The following is a 13,950-nucleotide window of genomic DNA, read 5'->3' as shown; positions in this document are numbered from 1 at the left end:
TTATTTAGTATTTTTTTGGGAATTAGCAGATAGAAACAATTATTTTACGTTCACCTTCATACGCATTTCTTCCATGAGAAGACAAATAGTTGTCAAGGAACAGGACATCTCCTTTTTCCCACGGAAAATCTACCGTTGCTTTTTGGTAAGCTTCATAAAGCTCTGAATATTCTTCTTTAGTGATTTCCTGTCCGTCACCAAAGTAGGTATTATTAGGAAGCTCGTCATCTGATTCTATGGCTGAAAGCAGGACCTCATCATAACTGTATTTATTAAAAAACACTCCGTGATTAAACCATATTAATTCTTTGGTAACAGGATGCTCTATGATGGCCTTTTTCTTCCAGTTGATCACAAGATCATTATCATCCAGCCATTCATAGGTAATTCCATTCTTTTCACACTCTTGTTCCACCTCATCTTTATTTTCAGTCTGGAAAACCTCTTTCCAGGATAATCCCAACATCCCATTCATTCTTCTTCTGTACAGAATTCCTTTTTCAAGGAATTTATTCCTGAGATCATCACTGATGTATGCCAATACTTTTCTATTATCTGCAATAGGTGTTTCTCCTTTCAGCGTTGCAGGGATAATACAGCAAAATATAATTCTATTGGGTGGCGTCGGAGCATAAGAATTTTCGCTGTGCATATTGATGCTGTAACTATTAGGATAGGTTGTTGATACATACACATTTTCCATAAGAGAATGTCTTGGGGAAGAGCGAAATTTGTATTCAAGAAGAGGCTGATCAAAAACAGAAACTAAATCCTGAAATTTTTCCACAGTATCAATTCCAAAATTTCTGCATAAGATGGCTCCATTCTCGGATAAAGAGGTATTAAAATATTCGTTATTCTCAATCAGCCAGTTTTTTAAACCGGTATTTGGGTTTGAAGGCTGAACCAACAAAGGAAATGTATTCTCATCAAAAAATTCCTTCAAAGCAGGCTCCTCCGAAGATACCGGAGCACTGTTTTGATTTTTTAATTTGTTTAATCTGTTCATATTATTATTATTTTTTATTTTTTATAAATGCACTAAGCTTGTTTGAGTTCTTTTGCTTGATCAGATCGGAATCTGCAGTGGTCACAATTTCTTTAATATCCTTTTGTCTGATTGCTTTAAAATATATGCTCTGTTTCTCCAGCTCATCAGTAATTTCAGCAAACGGGACATTTATATTTTCTTTGAAAAACGCAAGGATTTCCTTAAATACCCTTACAATATTGATCACTGAATAGTCATCAAAAACATTTTTATTATAATCAACCAGAATCCTTAAATCCTTATCTGTAGGGAAAACCTCAAAATTAAAAGGATAAGATGTCTGCAACTGAAACTTAGATTTTTCAATTTTTAGGGAATCAGAATCTTTATCATTTTCAGGATCAACTGAACGTTCAGCCATTAAGAAATTTTCAAAGATCAGAATATGATTGATGAGATTTCTCTTCAAAGTACTTTTGTTCTGTATTTCCGCCAAACTTAGATAATGATATTTTGCACTGCCGATAGACTCACGGTGCATTCTATCCAAAAGGATTTGTGGGGTTTCATCTTTATTGATGGCTACTCGTACAGGAACTGTATTAATAAACAATCCTACCATACTTTCGATGCCCCGCACTTCCGGCGGCCTTCCTGATACTACTGCTCCGAAAATTACCTCATCAAAATCATTATAAGCACTTAAAAGATAAGACCATATTGCCTGGATATACGTATTTAATGTTATTCCTGAGTTTTTGCAAAACTGTACAATCTCTTTATATACATCCTGGTCTACAAATGAAATGTGGGACGACAACTCATATTGAGTGGTATCTTCCTGAATTTCTTTTGCAAAAGGAATCAGAGTTGGAGAGTCTTTTCCCTGAAGATAATCCTCCCAATAAGTAAGGACTTCTTCTTTATCAATACTTTTTAACCATTGGATGTACGAAGAATATTTCTCTGCTTCCGGTAACGACAAAATAGTTTGCTGTTGAAGGCTCTGTAAAATGGTCGCAAAATCATTGATCAGAATACTCAGACACCATCCATCCATAACGATATGATGATGACTCCATATAAACTCGTAATAATTATCTGGTAATTCCACCACAACCAAACGCATCTGCGTAGGTTCACTTAAGACAAAACCCTGATCGATATCTTCCTGTTTGATGTTATCCAATCCGGTTTCTGATCCAAGGATCAAATGCCTGAAATCTACACGGGCTTTTTTATGAACAACCTGAAGCGGTACTTCACCGTAACGGTTTTCAAAAGAAGTTCGAAGAATCGTATAGCGGTTTAATAACATTCCAAAAGCCTTTTCTACCAATGATAGATCAAGATTAGTAGACTTGACCCTATACGAGGTCTGGACAAAGTATGCCGAGCCTTTAGCGTTCACCAACCAATGAAAATATAATCCCTGCTGCATTGGGGAAAGCTCATAAATATCTTCTATTTCATGGCCATTACTAATCTCTGCAATGGTATTGAAGGATAATCCTTTGTAAGTAAGGTCCGATGGGGTTAGAATCACAGATGAATCTTCACTCTCTTTCACTACAGCTTCCAGGTGTGCCTGATAGGCAGATAAAAGATTTTCTATGGTACTTTCTTTAAATACTTTAGTTGAATAACGGATACTGATATTCATTTCTCCATTAACTGTCATTCCTGATACATCGAACAAAATATCTGTTGATAAATTGACAGGATCAACGGAAGAACCTATATTTTCGGAGCTATAACGGAAGAAGGAAAATTTCCCTGTCGCATTCATCGCTTTATCTCCTTCTTCATTGAAGTCCCCAAGGTAATTGAATAAAACAGAAGGATTTGACTGTGAACTGATCTCTTTTTTTAGATCATGTAAAATACCATAACCTATTCCTTTGTTAGGGATATTACGTAAACCTTCTTTTACACTGACTAAAGCAGGCTGGTTGTTATTGCTGATATCAAGACTGAAAGGATATACACTGGTAAACCAGCCTATTGTCCGACTGATATCCAAGCCTGTGTTCATCACTTCTCTACCATGACCTTCCATTAACACCTTAGTCCTGGTTATTCCAAACTGATCCTGTAAAGCTAATGCCAAACCCGTCAGTAAAACATCATTGATCTCTGCGCTGTATTTCCTCCCGGCACGCGTCTGTAATAATTTCGTTGAATCTGAACTCAAACTAAAGCCTATGCTTTTATCTAAAATCTGTTTGCCTTCTGAAGGATAATCTGTAGCCAGAGCTATATAATTTTCAGATTCTACCCCTTCCCAATACAAACGTTCTTTGGATAATTCCAGGCTTCTGCTATACTCATCCAAAGCTTTACCCCAACTCTGGAAGGAATCCGTTTTGGAAGGAAGATCAAAAGATAAGCCCTGACCTCCCGATTCATATAGTTTCCCTAAATCTTCAAGCAAAATTCTCCATGAAACTCCATCCATGACCAAATGGTGAACCACTAAAATGATACGGTCGCCATCACTCATCGAGACATGACCTGCATGGAATAAAATGCCTGATTCAATATCTATACTGCTCTGAAGGTCCTCACCTATTTGCTGCAATTGGGATAGTTCTTCTGATTCACTACCACTCTTGATATCAAAAGACTCTAAACGATAATGCGCCCCATCAATTCCCGCATTATGCTGGTTCCACTCCCTGTCTTTCTGGCTGTATACCATTCTTAAAGCATCGTGGTGCTCAACAAGACGTTTAAGAGAAGTTTCTAAAACAGAAGCTGACATTCTTTCTCTACTCTTTAAGATAACAGACTGGTTGTAATGATTTTTATTAGTAACACACTCACTCTCAAAGAAATACCTTTGAATAGGCGTAAGAATACTATCTCCAGTAACTACAGACTGATCAATTTTAGCAACATCTGTTGTCATATAACGAGCCAGCTCTTCTAGCACCGGATACTGTAAGATATGCTCTACCTTCAAACTATAACCCTGCTGACGAAGCCTTGAGACAATCTGAATAGACTTTATAGAGTCTCCTCCTAAATTATAATAGTTATCACGGATGCTGATCGGACTGTATTTCAAGATCTGCTCACAGACAGAAACCAATACTTTTTCTTCTTCGCTGGTAGCAGCTACATATTCATTCTTTATTAAATCTGAACTGCTTACTTCCCGTAAACTCTTTCTGTCGATTTTACCATTACTTGTTAAAGGAATCTGGTCAAGTTCTACATAAAAACCAGGAAGCATATATTTGGGAAGCTTGCTCTCAAGATGTCTCGCCAGATCCTGCTTGTCGATCGGAGTATCACTTACATAATACACCACCAAACTCTTGTCTCCTTCATGTTCTTTTACCTCTGTAACAACAGATTTAATAGATTCACTGAGGGAAAGCACCTGGCTGTCGATCTCGCCTAACTCGATACGATGTCCACGGATCTTGACTTGATGGTCAATTCTTCCCAGATACTCTATTGTACCATCAGGCAACCATCTTCCCAAATCTCCGGTACGGTACATTTTAGCACCTGGTGTAAAAGGGTTGTCTACAAATTTTTCTTCTGTTAATTCTACTCGGTTCAGGTAGCCTCTTGCCAAACCATCACCCGAAATATACAATTCTCCGGTCACTCCTATTGGTACGATACAATGTGCATGATCTAAAACATACATCTGAGTGTTATCAATAGGCTGACCGATCGGTATTATTGTGTTTTCCAGGTCTTTCTTACAATCATAGTAAGTAACATCTATACATGCTTCCGTAGGTCCGTATAAATTGACCAATGAAACCTTTTCAGGAAACAGTCTGTAAAACAACTCTTTCTGATAAACAGATAATGCCTCTCCACTGGTAAAAACAGTCTTCAGACTTATCAGCTTTTGCTTTTCTTCAGGATACGTATCAATATGATTCAGGAAAGCCGTAAACATAGATGGTACAAAATGAATAACACTTACATGATCCTTTTCTACTGTCTTTATGATAAGAGACGGATCTTTTTCAGTTCCCTGTCCAGAAACAGATAACGTTGCACCATAAATACACCACCAAAGAAGTTCCCAGACAGAAACATCAAATGTATAAGGCGTTTTCTGAATAAGTACATCTCCATCAGCTAAAGGATAGCGCGATTGCATCCACATCAGTCGATTGACCAGGGAACCATGCTCAATCATCACTCCTTTTGGATTTCCAGTTGTCCCTGAAGTGTAGATTACATAAGCTAAGCGATCCTGTCGTATTACAGACTCTGGATTCTCTGTCGAATATATGTCTTTAGAAAATTCAAACTCCAAAAGGAAAGATTCATCAATATTAATTTTAGCCTGGGTATCAGATAAAATATAGTTGGTCCTGTCTAGTGGATAGTCCGGAGATATGGGTACATACGCCCCTCCTGATTTCAAAATTCCTAAAATTGCAACCAGCATATTCTCACTGCGCGGTAATTGAATACAGATCAGATCATCTCCTTCAATAGAATACTTTTCACGTAAATAATACGCCAACTGGTTTGATCTTGCATTTAATTCTGAATAGCTAAGAGAAATACCTCCATAGATAACTGCAGGATGATCTGGAGCTATTGAAACCTGCTTCTCAAATAAACTTACAATTGTCTCATCTGATGGATAATCTGCTTGTGTATGATTAAATGAATCCATAACTGCCCTTTCCTCTGCACTTATATAATCCAAGGATTTTAAAGGAATATCAGCAGCACTTACAAACTGATGGAGTACTTGTTTCAAATGATTTATAAAAGAAGTAATGGTCTTTTTATCATAAACATCTGCATTAAATGCAACAATCATTTCTAAAAATGAACCTTTATTGATAAACTCAAAATTGATATCAAAAGCCCTTTTTGTAAATCCAATGTCTTCTATTTCATCACTGTATACTTCAGCTGATTCATTATCCAGATAATCCTGAAAAACCACCGTGATATCAAATAAAGGATTTCTCGAAGTATCCTGGGATAAGTGTAAATCTTCAATTAAAAGATCAAAAGGGTAATCCTGATGTGTAAATGCTTTTGTAAAAGATTCTTTTACCTTTCTGAATGTATCTGTTAAAGTGTCTTTCTGAGGGTCCAGTATATTATTTAATACGATGGTATTGACAAAAAGCCCGGGTATTTCATTAAGGCTTGGATGATTTCTTCCGGAGGTAAAAGTTCCTAACGTAATGTCATTTTCTGAAGTATATTTATTTAATAAGACATAAACAGCGCTTAGTAAACTTACATTTAAAGTTCCCATGTTCTGTTTAGCAAAAGCGTCCAGCTTTTGGGTAAGTTCTGATGAAATAACTGTTTTTAATGAGTAGCTGTTGAATGTTTTAACAGAAGGCCTCTTAGCATAAGAAGGTAAATTGATCGTTGGAATTTTCTTTGATAAAAGATCTGTCCAATACCGCTGCGCAGCATTGTAATTTCCATTATTAATTCCCGCAAGTTTCCAGTACGTGTAGTCCAGATACTGGAGCTTTGGACCGCTTATTTCTTCTGAGTGAACTATTGCATGGTAATAAGTAAGAATGTTTTGCTTCACAACATTCAGAGATACTCCGTCGATAATAATATGATGGAAGATAAAATAGGCGACGATCTTGTCTTTAAGTTCAAAAATTTTACATCTAAGCAAAGGTCCTTTACCCAGATCGAATGCCTGTGAATTTAGGTTTTTAACTGCTTCTTCTATGACCTTAATATCAGATAATTCTTCTTTAAGATCTATAACCTCAACATCGAATCCTATGTTATTTTCTTCTAAAACGATTTGTCTTACTTCCACCTCGTCATTGAGATGAAATACCGTTCTGAAGATCTCAAAATTTTTGATCAATTGTAAAACAGCAAGCCGCATCACTTGCGGATCGTAAGAGGAGGAAAATTCAACAGGAAAATTGATATGATAGGATTTGGATCCCTCTTCAGTAAGACTTTGCAGCCACAACCTTTTCTGAGCATCTGAAACAGGATGATCTTTTCCGGTAGAGGTATGTTTGGTTATACTATTAGAATTATGTTTTAAAATATAGGATATGATCTCCTCTTTATAAACTCTGATTCTTTTAATAAGACTTTCTTCAATATCTTCTGTCGTATCAATAACAAGGTTATTATCTTTTACAGAGATGTGAATATTTTTACCTTTTAATTCTTCTAATAAATTTAACATATAAAGAATAGGATTTATATAATGATTATCTTTCGGTTGGGCTCATTGCTTACTTCTGTTTTTGAAACATATGATATCATCTCAATATGAAGCGCAAGGCCTTTTATCGTAGGTGAAGTATAAAGATCCTGCGGTGTTAGTTCCAGATCGAATTCTTTATTGATATTCTTTAAAATGGTCATTGCTTTTAATGAATCCCCGCCTAATTCGAAGAAATTATCGGTAGTTCCCACTTTTTTAGGTTCAAAAAAACTATTAAATACATCACAAAGCTTAATTTCCATAGCAGAGACAGGTCCTACATACCCGGTGCTGTATAGGTTGTTGGTAGAAATAGGATCTACCGGATTGTTATTCGTTTTATAAGCATAGGTCAGGTGTTGATTGGGATTTTTTGCCGATGCAATGATCTGATGATTTTGTCCATTGGAAGACAGTGTTGTCTTAAAAATTTCAATGAGCTTAGCTTCATTTATCGCACGATCACTGATTCCGTCCAGATTTACGCTGACCCAATTCTGAGGTTTGGATTTTCCGATATAATAATCCATATAAGAATTAGCTACCGAATACGCTCCAAAAGTCTGACCGCCAAGGATTGCTGACAAACTGGAAGTGATCCATACAAAATCAAGTTTTTTGACGGAGAATACTTCATACAAATTAATGATTCCCTGTACCTTCGGAGACAGCTGATCCTGGATTGCTTCCATATCCAGATGCTCTACTAATTTTAAAGAATCATTTGAAGGGTTCCCGGCTAAATTCAGCACGCCATGAATTTTTCCATATTCCTGCTCTATACGGGTAATCGTTGATTCTAAAGATGCCAGATCTGAAATATCTGAAGTAAAGTAAGACACTTCATTTCCTATTCTGTTTCTGAATCCTTCGTCCAGTTGATCAATTGATTTTCTGCCTACAACAACAACTTTAGCTTTATTTTCTAACAGGTAACCGGTAAGAATTTTTCCGATCTTACCTGAACCTCCAATGACAACGATAACTTTGGAATCCAGCTGAACATCACCTTTCTCCTCACTCCATCTTTCATAAAACGGAACATATCTTTGGTCTCCTTTATAAGTTACAAAAGGATCAGAAAAGTTGTATTCTATTTCATCAATGATCTTTCCATAAGGAAGATCATTCCCTGATGGAATATCTAAAAGAAAACTGAAGATATTTTTATTTTCCTGCGCACAGACATACAGCTGGCCAAATGAAGATAGTAATGTAGTATTGCTGTTTGCATTAACCTCCATATTACTGAAATCCCCTATTAAAGTAATCTTCGAATTTAATGTCAGATCACTAGAGATGAGGAATTTTCCGATGATATTAAACAACCTGAAAACAGAGACCATGGAACTTAATTGATCATCCTGTATATTCCAGGTGAAAATAATCTGATAATTAGTACGGTCTGTAGTATTGATTTTATCCAGATAATCCGTAATACTTCCAAGATCTATCTCCCCATTTGCTTTAAAAAATTCATTTTTTTCTAATTCGATAAAGCTAATGTCCCTGTTTTCCAGTTCGTGAAGGATACTTTGTGATACAAAACTATTTTCAGAAAAAATAATAAATGTTGCCTTTTCCTCCTTTGCGCCTTTAGACAACTGACTGTTCTTCCATCTTTTTTGATAAAAAAGGTCTAAAGACGAAGGATTGTTGTCCACCGTAAACCTTTTAAAAGGATTGACATGAAAATCCAGTTTATTTTTTTCAAATGCATAGGTGGGCAATGAAATTTTCTTTCTTTTCTGATTTTGATAATATGTTCTCCAATCTATCTCAATACCCGATTGCCATAATTCACCCAAAGCTTTGTTTAAAAATTGCAATTCTTCATTTTGCCCGGACCTTTGCAATAACCGGATAATCGTATTATCATTATAGAACTCGTTTTGTTTAATTGCATTAGTTAGTGTAGAAGGTCCTAATTCTATGAATATATAGTCTTTTGGATCCTTCAGAATATTTTTAATTCCTTTTTCAAAAAGAACCGTATTCAACATTTGTTCTCTCCAATATTGAGGTGATTTTGCTTCGTCTCCTGAAATAAAGTTGGCCGTAAGATTCGATATATACGGAATCTCAGGTGCTGACAATTGAATATCAGAAAATAAATTTTCAAAATCTGCAGCAATATCATTCATCATTCGGGAATGAAATGCATGTGAAGTTTTTAAAAGAGTGGTTGTAATATTCTTTTCATTAAATATATTGATACACTCCTGAATATCTTCTTCTGTTCCAGACAAAACTGTTGTATGATCTGAATTGACCGCTGCTACTGAGACTTTATCTGTGATTTCATTTTTTATCTGCTCAAAAGAAGCATTTATGGCAGCCATTTTCCCGGTTGGTATTTTACTCATTAATAAAGCTCTTTCTGCAACCAGCAATAATCCATCTTCAAAAGAAAGTACTCCGGAAATACATGCTGCAACATATTCTCCCAAACTATGGCCTATCATTAATGAAGGTTTTATTCCAAGTTCAATAAGAAATTTTGCCAATGCATATTCAATAAGGAATAACAACGGTTGCGTATATTGAGTTTCATTAATTTTTAACGGATCAGAAGTTTGAGTACTACCATATCCCAGAACCTGAGAATAGTCTGCATTGAATTTATTCTTCAGGATTAAAAGCCCTTCATCTATATACTGTTTAAAGCCTTCTTCCTGATGATAAAGCTGTTCCCCCATTTTAAAGTACTGAGCTCCCTGACCTGGAAAAACAAAAACAATTTGTTGTGAAGATTTTGCTTTTTGGTAAAAATCCTTTTTAGTTTCTAACTCATTTAATAAATCTTCTCTGTCTTTGAAAACGATTGTATTTCTATAATCAAACTGAGCTCTTCCTGTGTTTAAAGAATAGGAAAGATCCGACAGGTTAATTCTCTTATTTTCAGTGATAAACTTTTTTAATTTTGTAAAATATTGCCTTACAGCTTCCGGTCTTTTAGCAGAATAGGTTATCACATTATTTACCTGTTTGTCTCTATAATCACTTGAATGATCAGCTACAAAATTTTCTAAAATTGCGTGAGCATTGGTTCCCCCAATTCCAAAACTGCTTACTCCCGCAATCAATGGACGGTTGTCTTTTGTCTCCCATTGTTTTGCCTGAGTATTAACATAAAATGGACCTTTGCTAAAACTTATTTCTGAGTTAGGTTTTACATAATGCAAAGATGGTGGTATAACCTTGTTCTCTAAAGATAAGGCTGTTTTAATAATTCCTGCAATTCCTGCTGCATTACCTGTATGCCCTAAGTTTGACTTCACGGCTCCTATGGCACATTTCAAAGATTGATCATAGTTAAAAGACTTATTAAGTGCTTCTATTTCAATAGGATCTCCCAGTTTTGTTCCGGTACCATGGGTTTCGATATAAGAAATCTCGTCGAGGGAAACCTTGGCAAAATTATGAGCCTGCTTTATACAATCAGATTGTCCTGATATGCTGGGCGCCGTATACCCTACTTTTCTTTTCCCATCATTATTAACAGCAGTTGCTCTTACAATAGCGTAGATATGATCATTATCATTAAGAGCATCTTCCAGCCTCTTCAAGACCACTACACCACCACCTTCTGTAGTTACTGTTCCACTTGAATCTTCATCAAACGCCCTGCAATGTCCATCTTTAGAAGAGATCATTCCCTCTTCATATATATACCCTTTTTCATCTTTAGTGTTTAAGGCAATCCCTCCTGCTACCGCCATCGAACACTCTCTTAATAACAATGCCCTGCATGCTGTATGCATCGCAACCAAAGAGCTTGAACATGCCGTATCCATGAAAATACTCGGTCCCTTTAGATTCAGGTTATAAGAAATTAAAGAACTGCAGAAATTTTTATTGTTGATTTGTGATAAATAAAAAGGATCAACCGTATCTTTTTTATTAATGGTGGTATGGGCAATCCAGTTGAAATTGTCCGGTGCAGTAAGATATACACCTACTTTATCCTGAATTTTTGATGGATCATAACATGAATCTTCAAATGCTTCCCAAACCAACTGATGTAAAATTCTGATTTGTGGATCCATACTATTGGCCTCATCTTTTGTGTAGCCAAAAAATGTATAATCGAAAGCATCGGAATGGTCAATAAATGTCTTTACTTTCACATAATTAGGATCCTGAATAAGCTTGGGTTCTATTCCGCTTTCTACTAATTCCTGATCTGTATAAAACTCAATCAGCTCATTTCCATTGGCGAGCTTTTCCCAGAATGTATGGGGATTATCGCAACCTGAAAACATACAGGAAACACCTATTATGGCTATATCTCTTTTTAAGGATTCTCTTTGCATAGTACAATTTAATCGAATAGGTTATCAATAAGGTTATCTACGTGATCCGACAGATTTTGATCTTCCGCTGTCGTTTCTTCAGTATATGAGTTCATGCTTTGTATGAAGTGGGCTAACCCTGATACACTTGGGTAAGAAAAGAATTTGGCAATTTCTATTTCTAAACCAAAATCTTTACGTAATAGCTGGGAGAGCTTTACAATAGACAATGAATTTAATCCCATATCAAAGAAGTTATCCTGAATACTGATCTCTTCTTTCTGATAATTCAAAATTTTTGCTACTAGTTCAACCAGTAGTTGCTCGGTTTCTGTCTGAGGTGCCACATATTCGTTCTTTATCAGATCCGAACTTTCCACTTCAGGTAAGCTTTTTCGGTCAATCTTACCATTGCTGGTTAAAGGAATAAAATCCAGTTCCACATAAAAACCAGGAAGCATATACTGTGGAAGTTTTGTTTCCAGATATTGAGACAGTTCTTGCTTATCAATCGATATGTCTGATACATAATACACCACCAAGTTCTTACTGCCTTGATGTTCTTTAACAGCAGTAACGACATTTTTGATCGAATCTCTATAAGAAAGTACCTGTGTGTCGATCTCTCCGAGCTCTATCCTGTGCCCACGAATTTTAACCTGATGATCAATTCTTCCTAAGTACTCAATATTACCGTCCGGCAGCCATCTTCCAAGATCACCGGAACGGTACATTTTAGTGCCTTTCACAAACGGATTATCGATAAATTTTTCTTTGGTTAAATCTTCTAGGTTAAGGTAGCCTCTGGCCAAACCATCACCGGAAACATACATCTCACCACTCACTCCTACAGGAAGCAAACGACCCTGTGGATCCAGAATATAGCAGCCTAACGTTGGGATAGGTTTTCCTATATTGGATAAAGAACGGGTCATATCCGCAGCATTAAGCTCTTTATAGGTAACATGGACCGTAGTTTCCGTGATCCCGTACATATTAATCATTCGGATTTCCGGATATTTACAATGCCAATCCTGCAACAGAACAGGATTAAGGGCTTCTCCTCCAAAAATTACATAGCGTAATGACAGATTCTCGTTATTAAATTCACTGTCATATTCCAACAGGTTATAAAAAGCAGCAGGAGTTTGATTTAAAACGGTGATCTTGTTCCTGATCAGATAGTTTAAGAAGGCTCCGGGATCCTGGGATGTTTGTTTAGAGATTACGTGAAGACTGCCTCCGTAAAGTAAAGCACCATAACATTCCCATACCGAAAAGTCAAAATTATAGGAATGGAATAGAGTCCACGAGTCATTACTGTTAAAATCATACAATGCTTTGTCATTGAACAATAAACGAACTACATTTTTATGTTCAATCATTACACCCTTAGGATTTCCTGTGGTCCCTGAAGTATAGATAATATAAGCTAAATGATCTGGTCTGATTACTGTCTCAGGATTCTCTGTGGAATATCTTTCTTTTAAAGAATCAAACTCTAAAAGGAAAGATTCATCAATATTGGCTTTGGCCTGGGTATCACTTAAAATGTAATCTATCCTTTCTTGTGGATAATCAACATCTATAGGTACGTAAGCTCCTCCAGATTTTAATATCCCTAATATTGAAATCAGCATATTCTCATTACGAGGCAATTGAATACAAATCAGGTCATCTCCCTCTATAGAATATTTTTCACCTAAATAATGAGCCAACTGATTTGATCTTGCATTGAGCTCAGCATACGTCAGCGAAATATCTTCGTAAACAACCGCTGTATGGTCCGGAGTACTTAATACCTGTTTTTCAAATAAACTTACAATGGTTTCATCAACAGGATAATTAACTTCCGTATTATTGAATGATTCTAAAACTGCCTTTTCTTCAGCACTTACATAATCCAGTGTTCTTAAAGGAGTATCCGCTGCACTTACAAACTGATGAAAAACTTCTTTAAAATGAGATAATAAAGATGTCATTGAAGATGGAGCAAATATGGAAGAATCATAGCGGAACTCAATATCCAGACTTCCGTTATCAGGAACCACAACAATGGTAAACGGATAGTTGGTCTGTTCAAAAGAACCTGCTGACTCAGACGATAGGCCTGCATTTGAACTTGCTTCTGCATTCCCTTGTTCATTCTTCACATAATTCTCAAAAACAATAATATGATTGATCAGTTCTTTACCTAAAGAGGATAAAGACTGGATCTCTGCTAAACTATTAAAATGATAACGGCTATTCTGAATAGAGTCCTGATGAATCTGATCTAATAAACTTCGTGGAGTATCCTCTTCACGGATTCGGGCACATACTGGTATCGTATTGATAAATAATCCTACCATATTCTCTATACCGTGGACTTCAGCAGGTCGACCTGAAACCACGCTACCAAATACAACTTCTTCGGAGGCATTATAAGAACTTAAAAGGTAAGACCAGACTCCCTGGACATA

Annotated in this window: 4 protein-coding genes; all 4 read right to left on the bottom strand. The window is 36.2% G+C overall.

Translation table 11 applies throughout. The annotated features are described in order from the left end of the window. Nucleotides 1-22: 22 nt before the first annotated feature. On the bottom strand, nt 23-1,009 hold the full coding sequence (locus H561_RS0117730; protein ID WP_034762689.1) for a TauD/TfdA family dioxygenase: 987 nt from the start codon (nt 1,007-1,009) through the stop codon (nt 23-25). Nucleotides 1,010-1,016: 7 nt separating this feature from the next. Continuing rightward, entirely contained in the window at nt 1,017-7,172 is a 6,156-nt protein-coding gene (locus H561_RS0117725; protein ID WP_027388226.1) for a non-ribosomal peptide synthetase, read from the bottom strand. A gap of 14 nt (nt 7,173-7,186) precedes the next feature. Then, complete coding sequence (locus H561_RS0117720; protein WP_027388225.1) at nt 7,187-11,509, bottom strand: type I polyketide synthase; 4,323 nt, start codon at nt 11,507-11,509, stop codon at nt 7,187-7,189. A gap of 8 nt (nt 11,510-11,517) precedes the next feature. Further along, a partial coding sequence (locus tag H561_RS22755; protein ID WP_155845840.1) for a non-ribosomal peptide synthetase occupies nt 11,518-13,950 on the bottom strand: 2,433 nt, incomplete at its 5' end.

The sequence above is a fragment of the Chryseobacterium gregarium DSM 19109 genome, from assembly GCF_000430845.1.
GTDB classification, from domain to species: domain Bacteria; phylum Bacteroidota; class Bacteroidia; order Flavobacteriales; family Weeksellaceae; genus Chryseobacterium; species Chryseobacterium gregarium.
The sequence above is the reverse complement of the archived record's forward strand: the minus strand, read 5'-3'. Positions and strand labels throughout refer to the sequence as shown.